Source organism: Hymenobacter sp. NBH84 (assembly GCF_014217645.1).
GTDB classification, from domain to species: Bacteria; Bacteroidota; Bacteroidia; order Cytophagales; family Hymenobacteraceae; genus Hymenobacter; species Hymenobacter profundi.
This window is the reverse complement of sequence record NZ_CP043644.1, coordinates 923,532-946,760: the sequence shown is the minus strand read 5'-3', so window position 1 is coordinate 946,760 and position 23,229 is coordinate 923,532. Positions and strand designations below refer to the sequence as shown.

At 59.0% G+C, this 23,229-nt stretch carries 18 protein-coding genes; 7 read left to right on the top strand and 11 right to left on the bottom strand.

Annotation, left to right across the window (positions count from 1 at the left end):
- Positions 1-298: 298 nt before the first annotated feature.
- A complete protein-coding gene (locus F1C16_RS03965) occupies positions 299-790 on the top strand; it encodes a hypothetical protein (protein WP_185283068.1) in 492 nt (163 codons plus the stop codon).
- A gap of 2 nt (positions 791-792) precedes the next feature.
- Here the strand turns inward: F1C16_RS03965 and F1C16_RS03960 are convergent, their stop codons facing one another.
- The 6 genes from F1C16_RS03960 to F1C16_RS03935 all read right to left on the bottom strand — a co-directional run bounded on the left by F1C16_RS03960 (position 793) and on the right by F1C16_RS03935 (position 9,594).
- On the bottom strand, positions 793-1,842 hold the full coding sequence (locus tag F1C16_RS03960) for a succinylglutamate desuccinylase/aspartoacylase family protein (RefSeq protein WP_185283067.1): 1,050 nt from the start codon (positions 1,840-1,842) through the stop codon (positions 793-795).
- Positions 1,843-2,035: 193 nt separating this feature from the next.
- The gene (locus tag F1C16_RS03955; protein WP_185283066.1) at positions 2,036-3,418 is read right to left on the bottom strand and encodes a DUF3526 domain-containing protein; all 1,383 of its coding nucleotides are present in this window, start codon (positions 3,416-3,418) and stop codon (positions 2,036-2,038) included.
- Between the two features lie 4 nt (positions 3,419-3,422).
- A complete protein-coding gene (locus F1C16_RS03950; RefSeq protein ID WP_185283065.1) occupies positions 3,423-4,841 on the bottom strand; it encodes a DUF3526 domain-containing protein in 1,419 nt (472 codons plus the stop codon).
- A gap of 176 nt (positions 4,842-5,017) precedes the next feature.
- Positions 5,018-5,725: an ABC transporter ATP-binding protein gene (locus F1C16_RS03945; RefSeq protein ID WP_308461647.1), complete on the bottom strand. Its 708-nt coding sequence runs from the start codon at positions 5,723-5,725 to the stop codon at positions 5,018-5,020.
- Positions 5,726-5,871: 146 nt separating this feature from the next.
- Complete coding sequence (locus F1C16_RS03940) at positions 5,872-8,301, bottom strand: TonB-dependent receptor (protein ID WP_185283064.1); 2,430 nt, start codon at positions 8,299-8,301, stop codon at positions 5,872-5,874.
- An 840-nt stretch (positions 8,302-9,141) separates the two neighbouring features.
- The gene (locus tag F1C16_RS03935; protein WP_185283063.1) at positions 9,142-9,594 is read right to left on the bottom strand and encodes a type I restriction enzyme HsdR N-terminal domain-containing protein; all 453 of its coding nucleotides are present in this window, start codon (positions 9,592-9,594) and stop codon (positions 9,142-9,144) included.
- 264 nt (positions 9,595-9,858) lie between these two features.
- On the opposite strand from F1C16_RS03935, the gene F1C16_RS03930 reads away from it, so the two are divergent.
- Complete coding sequence (locus F1C16_RS03930) at positions 9,859-10,632, top strand: AMP nucleosidase (protein ID WP_185283062.1); 774 nt, start codon at positions 9,859-9,861, stop codon at positions 10,630-10,632.
- A gap of 260 nt (positions 10,633-10,892) precedes the next feature.
- Positions 10,893-12,548: an amidohydrolase gene (locus F1C16_RS03925; protein ID WP_185283061.1), complete on the top strand. Its 1,656-nt coding sequence runs from the start codon at positions 10,893-10,895 to the stop codon at positions 12,546-12,548.
- A gap of 52 nt (positions 12,549-12,600) precedes the next feature.
- Here F1C16_RS03925 and F1C16_RS03920 read toward each other — a convergent pair whose 3' ends face one another.
- Positions 12,601-13,110 (bottom strand): DinB family protein, encoded by a 510-nt coding sequence (locus F1C16_RS03920; protein ID WP_185283060.1) that lies wholly within the window; start codon positions 13,108-13,110, stop codon positions 12,601-12,603.
- A gap of 266 nt (positions 13,111-13,376) precedes the next feature.
- Between F1C16_RS03920 and F1C16_RS03915 the strand changes: the two genes are divergently transcribed.
- The 4 genes from F1C16_RS03915 to F1C16_RS03900 all read left to right on the top strand — a co-directional run bounded on the left by F1C16_RS03915 (position 13,377) and on the right by F1C16_RS03900 (position 17,227).
- Positions 13,377-14,234, top strand: coding sequence for a fumarylacetoacetate hydrolase family protein (locus F1C16_RS03915; RefSeq protein ID WP_185283059.1), 858 nt, complete (start codon positions 13,377-13,379; stop codon positions 14,232-14,234).
- Entirely contained in the window at positions 14,221-15,051 is an 831-nt protein-coding gene (locus F1C16_RS03910; protein ID WP_185283058.1) for an amidohydrolase, read from the top strand. The genes F1C16_RS03915 and F1C16_RS03910 overlap by 14 nt, the downstream gene beginning before the upstream one ends.
- 179 nt (positions 15,052-15,230) lie before the next feature.
- Positions 15,231-16,019, top strand: a complete 789-nt coding sequence (locus tag F1C16_RS03905) for an SDR family oxidoreductase (RefSeq protein WP_185283057.1) — start codon at positions 15,231-15,233, stop codon at positions 16,017-16,019.
- 191 nt (positions 16,020-16,210) lie between these two features.
- Positions 16,211-17,227: a zinc-binding alcohol dehydrogenase family protein gene (locus F1C16_RS03900; protein WP_185283056.1), complete on the top strand. Its 1,017-nt coding sequence runs from the start codon at positions 16,211-16,213 to the stop codon at positions 17,225-17,227.
- A 66-nt stretch (positions 17,228-17,293) separates the two neighbouring features.
- Here the strand turns inward: F1C16_RS03900 and F1C16_RS03895 are convergent, their stop codons facing one another.
- From F1C16_RS03895 to F1C16_RS03880, 4 genes are all read right to left on the bottom strand, one after another.
- On the bottom strand, positions 17,294-18,712 hold the full coding sequence (locus F1C16_RS03895; protein WP_185283055.1) for an MFS transporter: 1,419 nt from the start codon (positions 18,710-18,712) through the stop codon (positions 17,294-17,296).
- Positions 18,713-18,814: 102 nt separating this feature from the next.
- Complete coding sequence (locus F1C16_RS03890) at positions 18,815-19,429, bottom strand: NTP transferase domain-containing protein (protein WP_185283054.1); 615 nt, start codon at positions 19,427-19,429, stop codon at positions 18,815-18,817.
- A 23-nt stretch (positions 19,430-19,452) separates the two neighbouring features.
- Positions 19,453-20,649, bottom strand: coding sequence for an XdhC/CoxI family protein (locus F1C16_RS03885; RefSeq protein WP_185283053.1), 1,197 nt, complete (start codon positions 20,647-20,649; stop codon positions 19,453-19,455).
- Positions 20,650-20,757: 108 nt separating this feature from the next.
- Positions 20,758-23,133 carry a xanthine dehydrogenase family protein molybdopterin-binding subunit gene (locus tag F1C16_RS03880; protein ID WP_185283052.1) on the bottom strand — a complete coding sequence of 792 codons (2,376 nt, stop codon included), beginning with the start codon at positions 23,131-23,133 and terminating at the stop codon, positions 20,758-20,760.
- Positions 23,134-23,229 lie beyond the last annotated feature (96 nt).

The following is a 23,229-nucleotide window of genomic DNA, read 5'->3' as shown; positions in this document are numbered from 1 at the left end:
ATTCGAATCAGCGCGAATATCGTTGTTCAAACTCCTCGCTTTCCCCGAAAAAGCTGCTACCCTGAGAGTTCCATCCTACTTGGGTAGCCCACCAGACTGTTGATACGGGAGGTGCTTCCGGCGTCTGCTCTGCCTTGCTGTGTGGAAACGCTGGCTGGGTTGGTATATGCTGAAGCTGCTTAGGCAGTAGGTCAGGCTGTCATGCTCGATCTACTGCCTAAACAGCTTCGCTACCTATGCTTCACTAAGCAAAGAAAAACGATATATTAGAATACATTCTCACGCAGACTTCTACACCATGACGGAGTTTCAGGAAACGCAAAAAATGACCCAGTGGTGGCTGTGGCTTCTACTCGCAGGAGTTGTTGGAATTTGGGTGTGGGGCATTACGCAGCAAGTTATTCTAGGCCAGCCTTTCGGCAACCATCCTATGTCGAACACAGGGTTGCTGGTTTCCTCTGTCTTTCTAGCAGCCATCGTCGCCTTTTTTTATTCCCTCACCCTCCGCACGAACGTCAACGCGCAAGGAATCCAGCTGCGCTACACTCCGCTAACCAGCACGCAACTAGCCTGGGCTGACATTCAAAAGGCTGAGATCATCCGGTATGGGTTTGTAGGGTATGGCATCAGAGCCTCCCCTACCTACGGCACGGTATACAATGCAAAAGGCAACACCGGCTTGCTGCTGCACAAAAAGAGCGGAGAAACGTTCTTGCTCGGCACGCAACATCCCGAGCAATTAGCGCAGGTAGTAGGCCAGTTTATTCCAATCAGCTCCATCGCTGGCTAAGGCTACTCCACGTGCCCGACGCTGAACAATTCCTGCCCCTTGCTAATAGGCGGCGTGCTACTCATGTACAGCACCACCCCCTTCACCGGCGACACCACATCACCCACCGGATTACCAAATAAATCGGTGATGTAGCCCAGCTTACGGCCTCTGGCGATGAACTCGCCGGCTTTCACCTGGGGGTAGAAAAAGCCTGTGTGCTCGCTCTCGATGGAGGTGCGCTGCTTGATGAGGTAGGGCTGATTTGTTGACGGCGTGCCTTCGGCGATGTGCAGATGCACCAGCAGGTTGTGCAAGGCCTGCTTGATCAGCGCCACGTTCTCGGCTTCGGCCATGCCGAAGCGGCCGCACTCGATATCCGCCGCCGGAATGCCGCGCTTCACGGCTTCGCGGGAGCAATACGTGGCCGGTTGGCCGGTGAGGGTAGGCTCGTTGCCGAACTGAATGACGTAGGGAAATCCCAACGCCACGGCCATCTGCCGGCCCTGCTCCGATAGGGCGGGCGTGTCGAAGTAGTTGTAGTAGCCGGCGTAGGGGCGCAGGTCGTCGTTGGCTTCACCGGCGTGCACGTCGAGCACATAATTGCAGCGGGCCATGATGTCGTTGCCCAGCGTCCAGGCAATGCGCTCGGTGATGGTGCCATCGGCTTTGCCAGGAAATACGCGGTTCAGGTTTTTCTCGTCCTGTGGGTTCACGCGAAGCCGGCGGCCCAGGAACGCGGGCACGTTGGCCAGGTGCACCAGAATCACGGTGCCGCTCAGCTGGGTAGGATCCAGCGTTTGGGCAAACTGCTGCGCGGCTATGATGGGCGGGTACTCGTAGCCATGCACGCCGGCAATGATTCCCAGCACCGGGCCTTTTTTGGTGCCGTGAAACACGCTAACGGGTATCACGGTGCTGTCCTTCCCATCCGTAACGGGCAGCAACACTGACAGCTTCGAGCCGGCTTTAATTGTTTGGTTTTGAAAGACGAAGGGTTTCACCGGCGCGGCAGTGGCACTAGTAAAAGCAGCGAAAAGAGCGAGAAGAAAGAAGAGCGTTCGAGTGAGCATCTTGTGGGAATGAAAGGTTTGCCCTAGGTGTGTGCCGGTCCGACGCCGCAGGCGTCCGACCGGTTGCCGTTGAACGAGCTTCGTGCTGACAACTACGCAACCTATGCAAACAGCAGCAACGGCAACCGGTCGGACGCCTGCGGCGTCGGACCGGCGCACGCCCGGGGCGTAATCATGGAATCAGAAAAGAACACTAGCGCGGCGCTACGGGCCGCGCCCGGAATAGCAGCAGCCCCACGGCACCTACTACCCCCGTGCTCACCAATAGCTTCCACAACCCCTGCACGGCCGTGGGGGTTTCTGAGGTGCTGGTAAAGGTATGGGTAGGCTCGCCGGCGTAGTCGGTGTGGGTGAAAGGGGTTTTGTTGTAGAGGAACGGGTAGTAGTACGCCCGCAGCGCATCGTGGTAGTGCACTACGCTTTGCTGAAAGGCCAGGTGGGTAGGAAGGTCGGTGCCGGCCAGGGCGTTGAGGCTGGTTTGCACGTTGACAGCGGGCGAAAGCCAGTTGAGCTTTTCGACCAACTCGTGGCGCTGGCGCAGGCCAGTGGTGTAAGCGGCCGCCAGGGGCTGCACCGACACGTCGCCGAGGTGCTGGAAGGCATAGTACCAGCGCCACACAAACCGCTCCCGGATGGTAGCCGTGTCGCGCCACTGGGGGTAGAGGGCGAAGAAACGCTGCATGGTTTCAGCCTTAGGCTTGTCCCAACCGCCGTGGATTTCCTCGCGCTGTTTCACCGTCAGCTCGATGCCCTGGGGCACGGGGCGCTTCGCGGCTACGTACACATTCAGGAGGCCGGGTACCAACACCAACAGCAGCAGCCACACCCCCACCAGCGCCACCGCGTTGAAGGCCGATGGCCGCTGCCACGCCGTGACAAGGAGCGCCACCCCGAACCAGAACAAGCAGTACAGCGTCACCAACGCCAGCCACAGCCCTACCCTACCATCCAGCGGCACCCGCGCCCACCCCATCGCCACCGCCGACAGCAACCAAGCCAGCCCGAGCACCAACCCCAGCCGAAACGTGAGCTTGGCCCCTACCACCACGCCGGCCGAAACCGGCTGCGCCAGCAGCAGCGGCAGAATCCCCTGCTCACGCTCGCTCGACAACAGGTTAAAGCACAGCGCAATAATCAGCAGCGGAAATAGGTAGACCAGCACAAAGGCCAGGTCGAAGTTGCCGCTGAGCATCTTGGTGGGGTTCACGTTTTCGGCGGCATAGAGCTGGCCTTGCAGGCCCAACAGCCGCAGCTTCACGTAAGAAGGGTTCACATCGCGCTGGCCCAGCGAGAGGCTTGCCCAGTTTAGCGGGTGGTGCACGGCAAAGGTGGTGTGGTAGTACCCAATTTCGCCGGCGTCGGCAGGCTTTGGGAATTTAACTTTCAGTTCCTCCACGTTATGGTGGGCCAGTGTAGGCAGCTCGGCCAGGTGCTGGCGCTGCCGGTTCAGCTCGGTAGTGCCGTAGTAGATGCCGTAGAGGCCCACCAGCAACACTAGGCCCGTGAGCACTACAAGGCCTTTGGCGGCTTTAAAGTGCCGCCATTCATACTGTACTAAAATCCAGAAAATCTTCATCAGCCTACACAACGGGGGTTTTATCAATCACTTTCAGCCCGAGCCAGCTCAACCCTACGGCCCACAGCAGCAAGGCCAGCGCGGGCAGCAGCAGGTAGCCCAACGCCCAGCCCACGGGCGGCGTCTGGTAGGCAAAGGTGGGAATGGCCTGCCAGGTGGCGGCATCCAGCTTGCGCTCTTTATCGCCATAGCCCATGCTGGCCTGCAAGCCGTTGAGGCGCTGCATGAGCTGGTAGCGGTAATCCTCGGCGGCCTGCTGAAAGTGCACGTAGTGGGCGAAGTCGGACCCAGCCAGGCCCATCGACAGCGGCCGGATGGCCTGGTAGGGATTCAAGAGCCCGGCCCAGTTGGAAATGGCATTTTGCCGCTCGTAGGTGCGCGTGAGGTCGGCAAAATGCTGCTGGTACACCTTACTGGTGTAGGCTTCGCTTTCGGCCATCACCAGCCCGCCCACGCTCACCGGTAGTTTTTCTTCGGACTCGACGCCGTACTGTTTTAGCAGGTTGGCTTTGAGGGCGGCCGTGCGCTGGTCCTGCGGGTCGTGGCCGTTGATGCCTTTCTGGGCCGTTTCGTGCACGTCGGCGTCCATTTGGGCTTTGGTGATGGTGGGGAACAGGGTAGCGCCCAGGTTGGCCGTGGCTTTGGGTAGGATGATGCAGCCCAGCATCCAGCAACCCAGCAGCAGCACCAACGCCGAGCGTCCGTGCCGTTGCCGCGCCGATACGACCACCGTGCCCACTATCCACAGGAAAAAATACACCGCGTAGCTTACTACAAACAAAGCCAGCCGCACCCACACATCGGCGTTGTGGGCAAACGTTTCTTCCCCAAACAGCAGCCACGCGGCCAGCGCCAGCGCCGGCCCTACCACCAGGGCTACGGCCCGGCCGTAGCCCGCAATCTTCCCCCACGCCACTTGCCGCAGCGGCACGCCCTGACTCACGAGCAGCTTCAGCGTACCCGTCTCGCGCTCCTCCGTGAAAGCGCTGAAACACAAGAAAATAATCAGCAGCGGCACCAACACTTGCAGCACAAACGCCACCGTCAGCTCCCCAAACCGAATCAAAGAACCCGACTGCTGGGCCTGGCTGAAATTGACGCTGTTCTGCTGATGCGCTTCCAGAAACACCGAGGCACCCGTGAACGAGTCCAGCCCCGCATCCAAAAAGCTCAGCCCCGAGCGCGGCCTGAAGGCAAACGAGCCGTAGTGCGCCACCCGGTGCGGGTGGCGGTTGGGCTGGTTATGAAACTGGTCGTTAACGGTCTGCTGGGCCACCATGCGCTCCTGTTGCAAGGTGCGGTAGCTGGCCCTACCTACCAGCGTGGCCGCCAGCAGCAGGGCCAGCAGCAACACGCTCAGCACCACAAAGCGCCGGTCGCGCAGGGTACTCGCAAATTCTTTTTGAGCAATGCTCTGTATCATGGGCTAGAACTTTCTGTTTGTTTTGGTGCGAACTGTCCCGCCGGTCCGACGCCGCAGGCGTCCGACCGGTTGTCGTGTGGGGCTTCGTGCTGATGTTGCAGACGCTTGGTGCGAGCGGCGCGGATGCCAGCAGGCGGCAACCGGTCAAACGCCTGCGGCGTCGGACCGGCAGGCGACTACTGCATGTAGGTGAGATAGAGCTGCTCCAGCTCGTTGGCGTTCAATGTGGCCGTGGGGCGCACGTCCACCAGCTCGCCCTCGCGCATAATGCCTACTCGTGTGCCTACCTCCTTGGCTCGGAAGATGTCGTGCGTGGCCATGAATACGGCCGTGCCTTGCTGGCTCAGCTGGCGCAGTAGTTCCGAAAACTCGTTGCTGGCCTTAGGGTCGAGGCCGGAGGTAGGCTCGTCGAGCAGCAGCACCTTGGCGTGCTTGGCCACGGCAATGGCAATGCCTACCTTCTGGCGCATGCCCTTGGAGTAGGTACCCACGCGGCGCTGCACGGCCTCGGCGGGCAGTCCGGCTTGGTCTAGATAGGCCAGCAGTTCCTTCTCTTTATAAGAGAAACCCGCCAGGCTACTGAACAACGACAGATTCTCCAGCCCCGTGAGGTGTGGGTAGAGCATCACGTTTTCGGGAATGTAGGCCAAGTGCTGCTTGATCTTGAGCGGATTGGCGGCCACCTCCAACCCATTCAGGTAGGCCGCCCCAGCCGTCGGCTCAATGAAACCCAGAAACAGGTTGATGGTCGTGCTCTTGCCAGCGCCGTTCTGGCCCAGGAGGCAGAACACTTCGCCGGCTTCAATCTGTAAGTTCAGGCCACGCAACGCCAGCTTATCGGGGTACTGCTTGCGTAGGTCTTTGGCTTCGAGGATGTAGGTCATGTGTTGTTTGTGGTTTAGCACTAGCTCCCCTCCCTTTCTGAGGGGCTGGGATGGCTCTGGCTAGAGTTAAAGAGCTAGATTTAGCATCGTTCTGACAAGTTTTACCACCCCCTACCCCCTCCTTAAAAAAGGAGGGGAGCTAGCTTCTAGAAAGTATACCCCAGCGTCGCCATGAAATTGCGGGGGGCGCCGGGGCTGGTGCGGAAGAAATCGTAGCCACCCACGAAGTAGTACTTGTCGAACACGTTGTTCATGTTCACGTGGAAGTTGAAGCGGTTGATGGTGTAGAACAGCGCCACGTCGGCCACGGTATAGCTGGGCCACTGCGCCCAGTATTCCTCGCCTGTACCCACTGCTTTCACCTGGTTTTCGCTGCGGCGGTTGCCCACGTAGTTGCTGCCTATCCCTACCCCAAAGCCGCGCAAGCCTGGCACTGTGAAGACGTATTTTGCCCACAGGCCGCCCATGTGCTTGGGCGCATTGGCGAGCGGCTGCCCGTCCTCAGCCTGCAAATCGGCGTCCAGCACTTCCGTGCGGTTGAAGGCGTAGTTTAGGTTTAGACTGAGGTTTGGCAGCACGTTGCCGGTTAGCTCTACCTCCGCGCCACGCGAGCGGGCTATTCCGTTTTGACGGTACACCTGCCCGCCCTCGGCCGTGAGGCCGTTGGTGGCTACCAGTTGGTTACGCTTCTCAATCTGATATACCGCCACCGTACCAAACAGCGCCTTATCGAAGAACTCGCCCTTCAAACCAGTTTCCACTTGGTAGCTGGTTTCGGGGCTGAAAGCCGAACTGCGGCCGTAGCGCTCCGGAAAGCGAATGTACTCGGGCTTCAACGGTCGGAAGCCGGAGCTGTAGCTGGCGAAGTAGTTCAGGTTGTCGAGCAGCGAGTAGGTAAGGCCAGCGCGGGGCAGCAAGCGGCGCTGTGGAACAGTGGTAGAACCGTCGGGGTAGTCGCGCTCGTCGGCAAACAGCTCGTAGCGCACGCCCAGCAGCACGCCCAGGCGCGGCGTCACTTCCAGCTGGTCTTGCGCGTAGATGCCCACCGTGTGGTACACCGAGTTGATGTAGTCGACGAAGAACTGCGGCAGGGGCCGGCGGATATACTTGGTCGGGTCCTGGATTTCGTACAGCGGGCTCTTCAAATCAAAGGTCAGCGGAGTGGCCACACCGTTCACCAGCTTTTGCCGGGCCTCAAACATGGTGCTCTGCTTATCAGTATTGAAGCGGATGTAATCGGCGCCTACTACCACTTTGTGGGCAATTGGGCCGGTGTTGCGGTTCAGCGAGAAGTAGGTCGAGAGGTTTTTGGTGTACTCCTCGGCGCGGCGATCGAAGTAGCGCAGGTTCACAACTGTGTTGGCGGGCGCATCGGCAAAGCTGTTCAGGGTGCGGTGCTCGCTCAGGTTCTCGTTGTAAGTGAAGTCGAGGTAGGACGCGCTCAGCGTCAGCCAATCCGTGAATTTGTGCGTGAGCGAGGCGTTCAGGTAGTAGGTGTTGGTGCGGAAGTAGTCGCTGGGCTGGCTCAGCGTCAAGGAGCGCGACGTCGCGTACAAGTCGTTGGCCCGGATGGGTAGGCCGCGGTCCAGGTAGCCATCAATGTGGGTATACACCAACTCGGCGTTCAGCGTAGTTTTGTCCGACACCAGAAAGGTCACCGTGGGCGCTATCATCAGCGACTTGGTGTCGTTCACGTCGCGGAAGGTGTTGGTTTTTTCGTAGCCCGCGTTGAAGCGGTAGAGCACGTTCTTCTGCTCGTTGAGCGGCCCAGTGAAGTCAGCCGTAGCGCGGGTAGTATTAAAGCTGCCCGTGGAAAACGTAACGGCCTTGCGAGCTTCGGCCAGCGGCTTTTTCGTGACCATGTTGATGGTACCACCGGGGTTGATGTCGCCAAACAGCGCCGCGCCGGGGCCTTTCAGCACCTCCACCCGCTCCAGGTTCACCGTGAGTGGCGCTTGCGTAAACGAGTTACCGTAGCTGAAACCCGAGCGCAGGCCGTTCAGCAGCCGGAAGCCACTTTCGTAGCCGTTGCGGAAGCCGCGCACGGTAAAGTCATCGTAGTGCGAGTATTGCGCCACGCCGGCCACGTTGCGCACCACATCAGTAAGGCGAAATACCTGCCGGTCCTCCATCAGCTCCTTGGTCACAGTCGAGATGGACTGCGGCACGTCGATAAGCGCCGTGGCCGTGCGCGTGCCCACAAAGCTGTAGTCACTCTTATAGGTAGTCTCTTTACGGCCCAGTACTTCCACCTCCTGCAAGGCGTTGGAGCTGGCGTTCAGCCGTATTTCGACGGTGGCACGGGGTGCCTCGGCCGTGAGCAGCACCGTGCGGCGCTCCTCGCTGAAGTTGAGGGTGCGTGTGACGAGCGTTATTTGCTCCAGCGGCAGCTGATCGAGCGTAAAGCGGCCCTGCACATCGGTGAGGGCAGAAAAGCGCCCCGTGGTTTCTAATACTGATACGCCCTCAATGGGCTTATTATCGGCGCTGAGAATGCGCCCTGTAATCTGTCCTTGCTGTTGCGCGAAGGTCAACAGTGGCATCAACCAGAAGAAAGCGAATAAAAGTTGTCGCATAAAAGTGCTGTGAAACCTATGGCGTACGCCCAGGCCGGCCACTAGGAAGTGGCAGTTGAGAGAAGAAATTGAAGGGATGGCTCGCAAAGCGAGACTAGGCGCGGCAACCGCTAGCGCATTGCAACCTTACAAAGGCGCCCGAATAGCAATTGAGAATAGGCATGCTACCCTTCTTCGGGCCTAGTGGGCTACGTGCAAACGCTACCCACACACGATAAGATGAAGGTATGTTGCACTTAAAAAGGTAGCCCGAAACCGACGTAGAGCCCGAAGGACAATCGGTACAGAAACACGGTAGTAGTTCGGCAGAATAAGTCAGCTTGCTACCGAAACAAGACTACCCCACTGGCGGCCCACGTAAGGCAGGTCGGCATCCAGTATAAGAGACGCGATGTACAGCAGCCAACGGCCGATAGCAACGGTAGGCCGGCGCGCGCCACGGTGCTGCTATGCGCAATGTAGCTACACGCTGGAGAGGCGCATCATAAAAATGCTCCACCGCACAATGCTGGTGCTGAGGCGTTAACAAGGCCTTGGCGTTACCCTGGCTTGCCACTGCCCGAGCCGGCTCGACGGTGGTATGCTTATGCGCGTGCAGGCTCAACACAGCCGTCTCTGGCGTTAGAATACGCCCGAGCAACAGCAGCAGCCACCAGGCTACTAGTTGATGACGGCAAGCTCGTGTTAGCAGCAACGCATGAAAACTAGATGAACCACAAAGGTAGGCAGGCATTTTACAATGCAACTCTGTTGCGGCATAAAAATATCTTCCGCGTCTCTATTCCTGCCTTCCTCTAATTTGCAGAAGCTGCTTCAACACTAGTTGCCAGATGCTGGCCCCTACCCTGCCACCACGTAAGGGGGCACTTCGCTCAGCCGCTCGTTGGTGCGCTGCTCAAAATCGACGCGCCAGCAATAGTGCTCCAGGCCATTGGTGAGCAGCAGCAGCGGCGCCCCGATGGTTTGGTTGTAGGTAGCCGCCTGCATAGCCACCGCGGCCGTAATAGGAACGGAGGGCGCTTTACACTCTACCAACAGCAGGGGTTTGCCGTGGGCATCGTAAGCACAGAGGTCGGTGCGTTTGCGGCGCTGGTTGTAGGCGTGGCCGCGTTCCAGAGAAAGCAGGCCCAGTGGGTAGCCCAGGTGGCCGGTAAGGTAGTGTACCACGTGCTGGCGCACCCATTCTTCGGGCGTTAGAACTACATGCTTACGGCGCAGCACGTCCCAGATTAGGATATTTCCGCCCGAATTTGTAACTTTGTAGTCGAAAGGCGGCAGGTTTAAGGCTTGCATCACCTCCAAAGGTACGGCCCAGAACTTCGGTTCCCGCTTTTTTCGCTCCGTGCCGTCGTATCCTGATTTTTCAGGGACCGACGGTTTTTTTGTACCCGGATACATGGTTGTATGGCTATATGTTTGAATGGTTGTTTTCACAACCGGTTACTTCGCTACACCCAAAATCCGTGGAGCATGTGGGGCGTCGTGCTGAGCGCAGTCGAAGCATGACAACAAAAACAACAATTTAACAATCAATAACTTAAACTTAAAAATCACTCTATGAAAACAAAAGCTGACATTGTAGAAAACTGGTTACCGCGCTACACGGGCGTACCCCTGAAGGATTTTGGACAGTACATCCTGCTCACCAACTTCTTGAACTACGTGCACATGTTTGCCGAGCAGTTCGGGGTAGAGGTGCAGGGTCTCGATAAACCCATGCAAACGGCCACTGCCGACGGCATCACCATCATCAACTTCGGGATGGGCTCGCCCATGGCAGCTACCGTAATGGATTTGCTCTCAGCCGTGAAGCCCAAGGCAGCGCTGTTTCTGGGTAAGTGCGGCGGCTTGAAAAGCAAGACCAAGCTCGGCGACCTGATCCTACCCATTGCTGCCATCCGGGGCGAGGGTACTTCCGACGACTACCTGCCCGCCGAGATTCCCGCCCTACCCTCCTTCCGGTTGCAGCGTGCGGTATCCTCTACTATCAAGAAGTACGAAAAGGACTACTGGACCGGCACCGTATACACCACCAACCGCCGCGTGTGGGAGCACGACACGGCCTTTAAAGACTACCTGCGCCAGATTCGGGCCATGGCGGTGGATATGGAAACGGCCACCATTTTCACAGTAGGCTTCGTGAACGAGATTCCGCACGGCGCGCTGCTGCTAGTGAGCGACAACCCCATGACGCCCGACGGCGTGAAAACGTCCGAGAGCGACAAGAAAGTAACCGCCGATTTCGTGACCACGCACCTGCAAATCGGCATCGAGTCGCTGCTGGAGCTGCGCAACTCCGGCGAATCGGTGAAGCACATGCGCTTCGAGTAAGGAGTTCCGACCTGCGCTTTCGGCCCTGCCCTACCCGGCAGGGCTTTTTTTGTGGGTTGTAATCATCTGTTATCCCTACCTTATCTGTCATCTTTGATCTGGTGTCTGCTTGCGAAGGACCTTATCACGGTAGAACAACAGGCGTAACAACGACTCGTTCTCGCGTGATAAGGTCCTTCACAAGCTCAGGATGACAATGACAAGTGGAGTTGGGATGACAGATAGGCATTGTACCTTTCCGCTTTCTTTCTGCTTCCTCTATGACCCGACGCCTACTACCGCTTCTGTTTCTGCTTCCGTTTCTGGGTTGCCAGTCTACCAACCGCCAGCAAGCCGATCTGCTGGTATACAACGCCACCGTGTACACCGTTGACTCCACCTTCAGCAACGCGCAGGCGTTTGTGGTGCAGGACGGCAAGTTTGTGGCAGTGGGCGCAGCCGATGCGTTGCGGGCGAAGTATCAGGCGAAGGAGGAAGTGGATGCCAACGGCCAGTTCATCTACCCCGGCTTCTACGACGCGCACTGCCACTTCTACCGCTATGCCCTAGGCCTGCGCTCCGCCGACCTGGTAGGCACTGAATCGTGGCCTGCGGTGGTAGGGCGCCTGACCCAGCACCACCAGGAGCAGCCCGATGCCACCTGGCTTACGGGTCGTGGCTGGGACCAAAACGATTGGCCCCGCAAGCAATTTCCTACCAAAGACACCCTAGACGCGCTGTTTCCCGGCACGCCCGTGTTCATTACCCGCGTGGATGGGCACGCTGCCCTGGCCAACCAAGCTGCCCTCGATTTGGCCGGCATCACGGCCAACACGCCTATTAGTGGCGGCGTGATTGGTCGCGACCGGCAGGGCAAGCTTACGGGCTTGCTGGTGGATAACGCCGTGAAGCTGGTATCGGCTAGAGTGCCGGACCCTACCCCTACCGAGGCCGAAGAGGCCCTGCTGCAAGCCCAGCAGAACTGCGTGGCCGTGGGCCTCACCAGCCTCGCCGATGCCGGCCTGGACCGCACCGACATTGAGCGCATGGCCGCCTTGCAGAAGCTCGGCAAGTTGAAGCTGCGCCTCTACGCCATGCTCAACCCTACCCCCGAAAACAAGGCCTATTACCTACCCAAAGGCCCGGTGTTTCAGGACCGGATGACCATCTGCTCCTTTAAGGTGTACGCCGATGGAGCGCTGGGCTCGCGCGGCGCTAGTTTGCTGGCGCCCTACACCGACCACCCCGAGGAAACCGGCTTCCTGCTCCAACACCCCGAGTACTACCGCGACTTAGCGAAAGAATTGGCTGCCACCAAGTTTCAGATGAATACCCACGCCATCGGCGACTCTAGCAACCGCCTGCTGCTGGATATTTACGGCGCCGCGCTCCAAGGCCAAACCGACCGGCGCTGGCGCATCGAGCACGCCCAGGTGGTCAGCCGGGCCGATATTCCAAAGTTTGGTCAGTATCACATTGTGCCCTCCATTCAGCCTACCCACGCCACCTCCGATATGTACTGGGCCGGCGAGCGGCTGGGCCAGCAACGCCTCGAAACCGCCTACGCCTACCAGGAGTTACTGAAGCAATACGGCCAGGTAGCGCTGGGCAGCGACTTCCCGGTGGAGGACATCAATCCGCTCTATGGTTTCCATGCGGCCGTGGCCCGGCAAGACGCCAAGAACTACCCCACTGGCGGTTTTCAGATGAGCAATGCCCTGAGTCGCCCCGACGCCCTGCGCGGCATGACCACCTGGGCCGCCCACGCCGCCTTCGAGGAAAAACAGAAAGGCCAGATTAAGCCCGGCATGGCCGCCGATTTTGTGGTACTAGATACGGACTTGCTGCAAGCCCCCAACGACAAGTTGCGCGCTGCCAAAGTGCGCCAAACCTGGATTGCCGGCGAGCAAGTGTTTTCAATTAAAAAGAAGAATTAAATGCTGGGATGGCGCGGGGCTGTGCCTCGCGCCATCCCAGCATTTCTAATCCCTACTTCTCGTCGGCACTAGGGCCATAGAGGCCGGGTATTGGGATATCGAGTAGGCGCAGGTACACGGTGAGCTGGCCGCGGTGGTGGATGCTGTGGTTGAAGCCCATAAGGCGGATAGCCGTGGCTTTGGGCCACTCAAACACGGTATGCTCGCCGCGGTGCAGGCGGAAGTTTTCGGTCAGCTGTTCGTCGTTGGAGGCCTGTAGGGCCTGGCGCAGGGTGGCACTGTACTCGTCGAAGCGGGCCAGCAGTTCCTCGTGGCTGGTGGGCGTGGGGCCGGGCTTCGGGCCGTTGGGGTCGAGGAAGTCGCGGGAGGCGTACTCTACGAAGAGCTGTTTGAATGCTAGCAGGTTTACGACGTGCGTAGCCAGTTGCCAGAGCGTCATGCTTTTGGGGTGCGGGCGGTAGTCGGCTTGGTCGTGGGGGACGCGTTCTAGCACCCGGCGGGTACTAGCTAGCTCGTGGTCCAGTTCGCTCAGGATATTCTGTTGGATGGAGGAGGTGTGCATGCGTAATGGGAAAAAGTGAAAACAGATCAATAAACCCAAAACTCGTAAAAAGTTATGGATCGAAGAGCCGCGGATCTGGTTCTATCTAGCTGCCTTTTCGTCCGTTTTCGGCGGTTTGGTTCGCTTTCCTTGCACAGGATAGGCCAGGAGGGTAGGCTGCACTACGGACCGTAGCTTATTGGCTCAGAAGCTGGAAGGGACCTGCACTTGCTGTTTTTTTGATAGTATGCGGTCCGAAACGTTCTATTCCCTCTTTCCCTGATTGCATGAAACTGATCCGCTACGGCCAGCCCGGCCATGAAAAACCCGGTATTCTACTCCACAACCAGCCCTATGATGTATCAGCCTTTGGCGAGGACTACAACGAGGCGTTTTTTGCCAACGGTGGCTTACAACGCCTCGCCGAGTTTGTCCAAAGTCACGAAGGCCGGCTCACGCCTCTCGCCGATGGCGAGCGGCTAGGACCGCCGGTAGCGCGGCCGTCTAAAATCCTGTGCATCGGCCTCAACTACGCCGACCACGCCAAGGAAACCGGCGCCACGCCCCCGCCCGAGCCGGTGCTGTTTATGAAATCAACCACCTCCTACATCGGCCCGCACGACGACATCATTATTCCCAAAAACTCGGTGAAAACCGACTGGGAAGTGGAGCTGGCCGTGGTGATTGGCAAGCGCGCCAGCTACGTAGAAGAGGCCGACGCAGCCGATTACATTGCCGGCTACGCCCTGCACAACGACTTGTCGGAAAGGGAGTTTCAGCTGGAACGTAGCGGCACCTGGGACAAGGGCAAGGGCTGCGACACCTTTGCGCCGGTAGGCCCGTTTCTGGCAACTCCCGACGAGGTAGGCGACGTGGACAACCTGCGTTTGTGGCTGTCGGTGAACGGTAAAATGATGCAGGACGGCACCACCGCCAACCTCATTTTCAAGATTCCCTTCCTGATTTCCTACCTCAGCCAATTCATGACCCTGCTGCCCGGCGACATCATCTCCACCGGTACGCCGGCCGGGGTAGGGCTAGGCTTCAACCCGCCCGTGTACCTAAAGCCCGGCGACGTAGTGGAGCTGGGTATCGACGGCCTGGGCACCGCCCGCCAGCAGGTGAAAGCGTATGGCCAGAATTGACGCTCACCAGCATTTCTGGCACTTCGACGCCGTGCGCGACGCCTGGATAACGCCCGACATGGCCGCTATCCAGCGCGACTTCCTCCCCACCGATCTGGCGCCGCTGCTCCAACAGCACAACCTGGATGGCTGCGTGGCGGTGCAGGCCAGCCAAAGCGAGGCCGAAACCGACTGGCTGCTGACGCTGGCCGACGAGCATGCCTTTATCCGGGGGGTGGTGGGCTGGGTGGATTTGCAGGCCGACAACGTGGCTGAGCGCCTAGCCCGCTACGCGCAGTTTGAGAAGCTGAAAGGCTTCCGGCACGTGTTACAAGGTGAGGAAGACCGCGCCCTGATGCTACGGCCCTCGTTTCGGCGCGGGCTCGCGGCGTTGTTCGACGCGGGCTTCACCTACGATCTACTGATTTTGCCCGACCAGCTTGGCTACGCCGCCGAGCTGGCCGAGGCCTTCCCTACCCAGCCCTTCGTGGTCGACCACCTGGCCAAGCCCCTCATCAAAGCCGGCACGCTGGAACCGTGGGCGCAGGACATTCGGGCACTAGCCGCGCACGAAAACGTGCTGTGCAAGGTGTCCGGCCTGGTCACGGAGGCCGACTGGCAACACTGGCAGCCCCAGGACTTCCATCCCTACCTCGACGTGGTATTCGAAGCCTTTGGACCCCAGCGGCTCCTGTTTGGCTCCGACTGGCCCGTGTGCAACGTGGCCGGGGGCTATGCCCGCCTGGTGGAGTTGATCGAAGACTACCTCCGCGCCTTTTCGACCGCCGAGCAAGCCCAGTTCTGGGGCGAAAATGCTGCCGCTTTCTATCGACTTTAAAAGCTATTCGAGCTGGAACGGTGTAGAGACGCATACTTGCGTCTCGTCGTTGAACGACCGGATGCATATTACTTTCCGAATGACTCCAACGTGGTACAAATGGCGCGACTGACGAGACGCAAATATGCGTCTCTACATTGCTCAATCATCAACTCAAATAGTCTACAACCTCCCACCCCATGGATTTACAACTTCAGAATCAGGTTATTATCGTCAGCGGCGGGGCCAAGGGCATCGGCGAGGGCATTGTGCGGGTGCTGGCTGCTGAGGGGGCCATTCCGGTTATCATCGGGCGCAACGAAACCGATAACCAGCAAGTGGTAGCCGACGTAACCGCCGCGGGCGGCCAGGCCGGCCAGATAGTCGCCGAGCTATCGGACCCCGCCGAGTGCGCCCGCGCCGTGCAGGCCGTAGTAGAGCAATTTGGCCGCATCGATGGCCTGGTGAACAACGCCGGCGTGAACGACGGCGTGAGCCTGGAACACGGTACGTATGAGCTGTTTATGCGCAGCCTGCACCGCAACATGGTGCATTACTACCTGCTGGCCCACCACGCGCTGCCGGAGCTGAAGAAGTCGAAGGGCGCCATCCTAAACATCACCTCCAAAACCGCCGAAACGGGCCAGGGCAACACCTCCGCCTACGCTGCTGCCAACGGTGGCCGCAACGCTCTCACCCGCGAGTGGGCGGTGGAATTGCTGAAATACGGTATCCGCGTGAATGCCCTGGTGGTAGCCGAATGCTGGACGCCCGCCTATGAAACCTGGATTCAAACCCTACCTAATCCCGAGGAGAAGCTCCACGAAATCACTAGCAAGATTCCGCTGGAAAACCGCATGACCACAGCTGAGGAAATTGCCAACACTACCGCATTCCTACTCTCACCGCGCAGCAGCCATACCACCGGCCAGATTGTGCACGTGGACGGCGGCTACGTACATCTCGACCGCGCCCTCGCTAACGCTTAGTAGGTAGCCATGGCGCGGGGCACAGCCCCGTGTCTACTAATCGCAGGCCTCTGGCCTGCCGTCGTCTGCGCCACTAGGTCTAGTGTTCTAGCGGTGCAGGCCAGAGGCCTGCGATTAGTAGACACGGGGCACAGCCCCGCGCCATATTCGCCTGTCTATAGCTTGCCACTGTATCATCCTACCAACTATTCGTGAATACCCTCGTCTGCTCCGCGCCCACCCAACTCGCCTACGAGCACCGTCCCACCCCTACCCTACGGCCCGGCGATGCCTTGCTGCGCATCCGTCGCATTGGCATTTGCGGTACCGATTTGCACGCGTTTGAGGGCACGCAACCCTTTTTCTCCTACCCCCGCGTGCTGGGCCACGAGCTGGCCGCCGAAATTGTAGCCCCCGGCGACGCCACCGACTTTCAGGTTGGCGAAGCGGTTACGTTCATCCCCTACTTTGGCTGCGGCACGTGCATAGCCTGCCGGCGCGGCCTACCCAACTGCTGCGTGCAGATGCAAGTATGTGGCGTGCACCTCGACGGCGGCATGACCGAACTACTGGGCGTGCCCGCCGCCGCGCTGGTGCACGGCAACAGCCTCACTTTCGATGAGTTGGCGCTTGTGGAGCCGCTGGCCATCGGGGCGCACGGCGTGCGCCGGGCTGGGGTGCAACCCGGCGAGTTTGTGTTGGTGGTAGGTGCTGGCCCCATTGGGCTGGGCGTGATGGAGTTTGCCCGCATTGCCGGCGCGCACGTCATTGCCCTCGACCTCAATGAGCAGCGCCTCGACTTCTGCCGCTCGGCCCTGGGCGTGACGCATACCATCAACGCCGGCGATGCAGACGTGGCCGAGCAACTCCGCCACATCACCCACGGCGACATGCCCACAGTAGTCATCGACGCTACAGGCAGCCAGCGGGCCATCAACAATGCGTTTCAGTACCTGGCCCACGGCGGCCGTTTTGTGCTGGTAGGCTTGCAGAAGGGCGATATCAGCTTTTCGCACCCCGAGTTTCACAAGCGCGAGGCCACGCTTATGAGCAGCCGCAACGCCACCCGCGCCGATTTTGAACACGTGCTGCACGCCATGCACCAGGGCCTGGTGCAGCCTACCACCTACATCACCCACCGCGTGCCGTTCGGGCAGGCCAAGGACGTGTTTGCTAGTTGGCTCGACCCCGCCACGGGTGTTATTAAGGCTATGATAGAAGTGGAATAAGCCCTCCTCCGCAAGCCAACTACGGCATGTTCACGGTAGGATGCATCACACCCCAAAGCATATAGCCTATAGCTCCTTAGCGGGCATGGCTACGATGGGGGTAGCGGGCGGCGGACCGGGAAAAGCATCGGTGTTGGCAGGGTCTTCGCGCAACTTTTTGCCGCGCAGTTGAAGCAGGAAAATCAACCCCAGAATGAAGAACACGATGAGGGCGAGGATGCTGTTGCGCATGGAGCCCGTAATCTGAGCAATAACGCCGAACACAGCCGTACCAATGACAATGCTCAGCTTCTCCGTCACGTCGAAGAAGCTGAAAAAGGCGGCTGTATTGGGAGTATTTTCAGGGATAATCTTGGAGTAAGTGGAACGCGACAGGCTTTGCACGGCGCCCATGGTAAGGCCAATCACCGAGGCTAGGGCGTAGAACGACCAACCGGCCTGTACGAAGTAACCCGCAATGCAGATGAAAGCCCAGATGACCACCGACCAACTTAATGCACGCGTGTTGCCAATGCGCTCTGAGAGCTTAGCAAACAGGTAGGCGCCTAGAATGCCTACTACTTGCAACAGGAGAATAGTGACAATCAGGGCGGTACTTTCGAGGTGCAGCTCTTTGTCGCCGAAGATGGTGGCTACGTACATCACCGTTTGCACCCCCATGTTGTAGGTGAAATAGGCCAGCAGGAAAATCTTGAGATTGGGGAGCTGCTTGAGTTGGTCCCATACCTTGCTCAACTCGTGGAAGCCATTGAGCAGCCAGCCCGAGTCGGAGGTGGCGCCGGCTGGGCGGCCGGGGTCGGCGGGCAGCGAGAAGAATGTGATTTGGGCGAAACCAGCCCACCAGATACCCGTCAGCAAAAAGCTCAGCCGCGTGGCGAAGGCCTTTTCAATACCCAGCGCTTCGTTGAAGGTGACTAGCAACAGGCAGATAACGAGCAACAAAACGGAGCCGATGTACCCCATTGAGAAGCCCCGCGCCGACAAGGAATCGTACTGTTCTTCCGAAGAAATGATGGGCAAATAGCTGTTATAGAATACGATAGACCCTGAAAAGCCGATGGTAGCCGCGATAAAGATGAACGTGCTGAGCGTGAGCGTTTCTGGGGTGAAGAAGTACAATGCCGCGCAAGAGGCAGCTCCCAGGTAGCAAAACACCTGCATGAACAATTTCTTACGTCCGGAGAAGTCGGCTAGCGATGTCAGAAACGGACTGACCAGAGCTATCAGCAGGAAGGCAGCCGAAATGGCGTACGTCAGCAGCGACGAGCCGGGCACTTCTACTCCTAAGAAATTGACAACGTCCGTTTTAGGACTTAGCTCCTCTGTGATGCTGCCCCAATAAATGGGAAAAATGGAACTGGTAATTACCAGTGGATACACCGAGTTGGCCCAGTCGTAAAACGTCCAGCCGCGGGTGATGCGCTTATCGTCTTTGGGTACGCTCTGAAAGCCCGCATCGGGGGCAGGAGTAGCGGTAGCACTCATACAATCATAGGATTAGGGAGGGAAAGCAGGACAAATAACGGGATTCCGGCGCCCCGGTTGTTGCCGTCGGGCTCAAACATACAATATCCCGATGTGCTACTCCTATTTCCCCAGCAAAGCCGCGTACTGCGCCTCCGTATCTACATCAACTGCTCCAGCTGGGAACGGCACGGTGGCTACCCACGCCGGGTGCTGGCGCAGCAGTTGCTGCGCTCCCGCCGCGTCGGGCAATGCTTGTAGCAAGGGCAGCACGCTTTCCCCAAACAATACCGGCACCCCACGCACCGAGCCGTACTCAGTTGCCACGATGGGCTGCTGGGTGGCTATCTGCGCCACCACCAACTGCTGTAGCAGGGTAGGCGTTATGTGGGGCTGGTCGCAGAGCAGCACGAGGACGCTGGTTGGTGCTGGCTGGTGCTGTTGCAACTCCGCCAAACCTGTTTTCAGCGAAGCGCCCATGCCTGTTTGCCAAGTAGGGCAATGCACCGTTTGCACAGCTAGGTCTGCTAATTCCGGTAACAACTCCTCGTGCAATGCGCCCGTTACGACAACAACCGGCCCCAGCACCGCTTCTACGGCCGTGGTAGCAGCTCGGCGTAAGAGGCTTTGTCCTTCGTATGGGAGCAACTGTTTAGGCCGCCCCAAACGAGACGACGAGCCTGCTGCCAGCAATAGTACGCCCACTACGGGCAGAGAAGAATCCTGACTTTCTGACACTAGCGTATTGATAGTCAAGGCCCCTACCCTCCTAACTCGCACACCGCCGATACGGCCGCGCTAGCGGCCAGCTCTCCATCAGAAGCAATGCGGTGGTGAATGGGGTGCGGCGAGTCACGCAGGAATCCGGCCGGCCGGCCAGCCAGTACAGCTTGTATTTCGGCTACAATGGAAAGGGCAATTTCTTCAGGGGTTTCGCTACCCAGGTTTAGGCCGATGGGGCTGTGCAATCGTTGTTGCAGGCGCTGAGCGGCATCGGGCACATCCTTTTCCAATTCCTCCAACAAACGCAGATACTTTTTGCGCGGACCTAGCAGACCGATGTACGGCGTAGGCGCATTGAGCAAATGGCGCAAAGCAGCTAAATCGTAGTAATAATTGTGGGTCATGAGCAGGGCGAAGCTTCCGTCTTGCGGTAGGGTAGAAACCTGATCTACGGGTACTACATGCACCGCTTCGGCCTCGGGAAAGCGTGTGGCCTGCGCCAGTCCGGGGCGACCATCCACTACGCGCACGCGCCATCCTAGGGTAGCGGCCATGCGTACTACGGGTTTCACATCGTTGCCGGCCCCGAAAATCAGCAGGCGCACGGGTGGCCGCAGAATTTCCAGGCTCACGCGTACTTGTCCTATTTCTGAGGGGTAGCTGCGGGTAGCTGGTTGGTTGTCGGCCAACGCCTGCTGGGCATCGGCCAAGATACGTTCGTATAGCGCCGAGTGGGTCGGTAGGTTGCCTTGCACCGCGCCGCTGGTTGTGAGGAGCAGCCGCTCCCCTACCCTGACCGGGGCCGTGGAGGGGCCATCCAGGTGAAAAACAGTAGCGACTACAGCTGGTTCTTCTACCCCTTCCCACCAGTTGCGCAACAACTCCAATGGATTGCTGACATTGTCGAAAGCCAACGGCTCCAGCAAAATCTGCACGATGCCCTGACAGCCCAGCGCCGAGCCAAATTGCAGGTCGTCGTCGGGGTCGGTGGAATCGTAAGTGACGACGGTAGGCTGTTGGCGCTGGATGCACTGGCGGGCGCGGCGGCGGGCATCACCTTCGAGGCAGCCGCCGCTGATGGCACCCGTAAGCTGACCATCGGCTGTTACCAGCATGCGGGCACCCGGCCGGCGGTAGGCCGAGCCAGCCAGATCAACCACCGTAGCCAGCGCGCACGGCCTACCCGCCGCACGGTGCGCGTCGTAGGCGATGAGAAGGCGTTGGAGTTCAGTCATGATTTAATTCACTACTGCTGTCATCCTGAGCTTGCGAAGGACCTTCTCACGATAGAACGGTGAAAAGGTCCTCCAAGCTCAGGATGATAAGCTTCTATATCTTCAAGTCTACGCCGAAGTGCGCAGGGCTTGCAGCATTTTGTCTGGCGTCATGGGGAGGCTGCGCATGCGCTTGCCGGTGGCGTTGTATACGGCGTTGGCAACGGCGGCGGCCACGCCCACAATCCCGATTTCCCCGATGCCCTTCACGCCCAGCGCATTAATGTAAGGGTCCTTTTCCGGCACAAACTCGATTTTCATGTCGGGAATGTCGGCATTGACGGGAATGTGGTACTCGGCCAAGTTGTGATTGGTGTAGCGGGCGTAGTTGGGGTCACGGAAAGTCTCTTCCATCAGCGCCGAGCCAATCCCGAAAATAGCGCCGCCGTAGAGCTGGCTTGTAGCAGTTTTCAGGTTGAGCACCTGCCCTACCCCGTGCACCCCTACCCAGCGCGTCACGCGGATGGTACCGAAGTCTGGATCGACCTCCACCTCGCAGAAGTGGGCGCCGAACGAATGCATAGAGTGGCCCGAAGGCTTCTTTTCCTCACCCTTTTCGTTCTTACCACCTGGCTCCTCGGGGCTTCCAGCTGCGCCGCCTGCCGCAGCAAAATGCTTTTCCTCGTAGCCAGAGCCATACTTGCCCATGGCCATGCCCTCGATGTCGGTCATGCCGCTGCGCGAGAGGGCGGCCACCAGGGTTTCGCCTTTTTGCGGGTTCTTTTTCAAGAACATGCGGCCCAGCTCTACCTTCACATCAGTAGGCTTGGCCTTGTACAGCGGTGATTTTTTGTCGCCTACGGCCATATCAATCACCTTTTTCCACAGGTCTTCAGCCGCTGCCATAATGGACGACGACACCGTGCCTGCTGCTTGCGAGCCGCCCGAACCGGGAGCGGTGGGCAGGCGCGTATCACCTAGCTCGAACCGCACTTTTTCGGGTGGTAGGCCTAGCGCATCGGCGCCTACCTGCGTCATCACGGTCCAGGTTCCGGTACCCAGGTCGGTGGCGCCGCTCTGCACCACAGCGTGGCCGTCGGCAAATAGGCGTACGCGGGCCGTGCCCTGCGCGCTGTGCACGGGATAGGTGGCTGTTGCCATGCCCATACCTACCAACTTCTTGCCCCGGCGGGTTTGGCCGGGCTTGGGGTTGCGCTTGCTCCACCCAAACAGCTCAGCGCCACGGGCGTAGCACTCTTTCAACGACTTGCTGGACCAAGGCTTACCATTGTCGCTGTAGTCTTTATCGGCGTAGTTGAGGAGGCGGAATTGTAGCGGGTCCATGTTGAGTTGGTGGGCTAGATCGTCCATGGAGCTTTCGAGCGCAAACGAACCGGGAGCCTCGCCGGGGGCACGCATCCACACCGAAGTCATCACGTTGGCGCGGGCCAACTCGTAGCGAGCCGAGAAGTTCGGGCACGCGTACAGCATGTTCACCACCTTGCTGTTCGACTCGGCATAGTTGTCCCAGGGCGAAGTCGTCGATTTTTTCTCGTGGATCATCGACACCAGTTTGCCTTCCTGAGTAGCGCCTATTTTCAGGGTTTGCTCCTGGTCTTCGCGGTGGCCTACCGAGGTATACATCTGCGGACGCGTGAGTACCAGCCGCAACGGCCGGTTCACGGCGCGGGCCGCCAATACTGTCAGAATCGTATGGGGCCAGAACGAGCCTTTGCACCCGAAACCGCCACCCAGGTGGTGCGTCACAATGCGTATCTGGTCACGCGGAATACCCAGCAGATTCGCCAAAGAGCCCTGGCTCATCGTGATGTTCTGGGTCGATTCGTAGACCGTCAGCCGGTCGCTACCCTCCCATACGGCGGTGGTAGCGGCAGGCTCCATGGGGTTGTGGTGGTTGATGGCGTGCACGTAGGTAGCTTCGTGCTTCACCGGCGCGCTGGCATAGGCCGTCTCGGGGTTGCCGCGCACCTTGTGCCCATCGGTCTTGCCGTTCTGAATCTTCTGCGGATCAAACAGATCAGCCTTCGGATCGTGGTAGGAGTCGATGGGCTTTTCCACCTGATACGATACCTTGATGAGGGCCGCCGCCTGGGTAGCGCGCTCCAGCGTGTCGGCCACCACCAGGGCCACGGGCTCACCGGCGTAGTGAATTTCGGCGTCTTGCATGGGCAGGTACGACTGCGCCGCCTGCCACTTTTTCTCTTCCTTAAGGGCGCTGGGCACCTTGGCTGGCTTCGGGATATTCTGGTAGGTGAGAATACTGATAACGCCTGGTTCTTTAGCCGCCGCCGAGGTGTCGATATTAGTTATCTTCCCTTTCGCTATATCGCTGGTTTTCAGCACACCGTGCACCAGGCCGTTCACCGGATACTCGGCCGAGTAGCGGGCAGCACCCATCACCTTTGCCCGACCATCTACGCGGTCCATGGGCTTGCCTACCGCATTAACGGGGGGCAGAGTAGGTTCAAAAAAATTGGTTTCCATATAGGTAGGAGCGTCTTGCAGGCACCCGTTTATCGTTGCTGTTGCTGATGCGTCAATCCAAATCGTTTTTCGTGGTGGGGTGTGGCACCCGCCTTA

Excerpts from the sequence above, each read along its gene's own strand:
- F1C16_RS03950 (WP_185283065.1), bottom strand. The coding sequence starts at position 4,841 with ATGATACAGAGCATTGCTCAAAAAGAATTTGCGAGTACCCTGCGCGAC.
- F1C16_RS03935 (WP_185283063.1), bottom strand. The coding sequence starts at position 9,594 with ATGCAAGCCTTAAACCTGCCGCCTTTCGACTACAAAGTTACAAATTCG.
- F1C16_RS03925 (WP_185283061.1), top strand. The coding sequence starts at position 10,893 with ATGACCCGACGCCTACTACCGCTTCTGTTTCTGCTTCCGTTTCTGGGT.
- F1C16_RS03960 (WP_185283067.1), bottom strand. The coding sequence starts at position 1,842 with ATGCTCACTCGAACGCTCTTCTTTCTTCTCGCTCTTTTCGCTGCTTTT.
- F1C16_RS03920 (WP_185283060.1), bottom strand. The coding sequence starts at position 13,110 with ATGCACACCTCCTCCATCCAACAGAATATCCTGAGCGAACTGGACCAC.
- F1C16_RS03895 (WP_185283055.1), bottom strand. The coding sequence starts at position 18,712 with ATGAGTGCTACCGCTACTCCTGCCCCCGATGCGGGCTTTCAGAGCGTA.
- F1C16_RS03945 (WP_308461647.1), bottom strand. The coding sequence starts at position 5,725 with ATGACCTACATCCTCGAAGCCAAAGACCTACGCAAGCAGTACCCCGAT.
- F1C16_RS03905 (WP_185283057.1), top strand. The coding sequence starts at position 15,231 with ATGGATTTACAACTTCAGAATCAGGTTATTATCGTCAGCGGCGGGGCC.
- F1C16_RS03915 (WP_185283059.1), top strand. The coding sequence starts at position 13,377 with ATGAAACTGATCCGCTACGGCCAGCCCGGCCATGAAAAACCCGGTATT.
- F1C16_RS03880 (WP_185283052.1), bottom strand. The coding sequence starts at position 23,133 with ATGGAAACCAATTTTTTTGAACCTACTCTGCCCCCCGTTAATGCGGTA.
- F1C16_RS03910 (WP_185283058.1), top strand. The coding sequence starts at position 14,221 with ATGGCCAGAATTGACGCTCACCAGCATTTCTGGCACTTCGACGCCGTG.
- F1C16_RS03930 (WP_185283062.1), top strand. The coding sequence starts at position 9,859 with ATGAAAACAAAAGCTGACATTGTAGAAAACTGGTTACCGCGCTACACG.
- F1C16_RS03965 (WP_185283068.1), top strand. The coding sequence starts at position 299 with ATGACGGAGTTTCAGGAAACGCAAAAAATGACCCAGTGGTGGCTGTGG.
- F1C16_RS03955 (WP_185283066.1), bottom strand. The coding sequence starts at position 3,418 with ATGAAGATTTTCTGGATTTTAGTACAGTATGAATGGCGGCACTTTAAA.
- F1C16_RS03885 (WP_185283053.1), bottom strand. The coding sequence starts at position 20,649 with ATGACTGAACTCCAACGCCTTCTCATCGCCTACGACGCGCACCGTGCG.
- F1C16_RS03940 (WP_185283064.1), bottom strand. The coding sequence starts at position 8,301 with ATGCGACAACTTTTATTCGCTTTCTTCTGGTTGATGCCACTGTTGACC.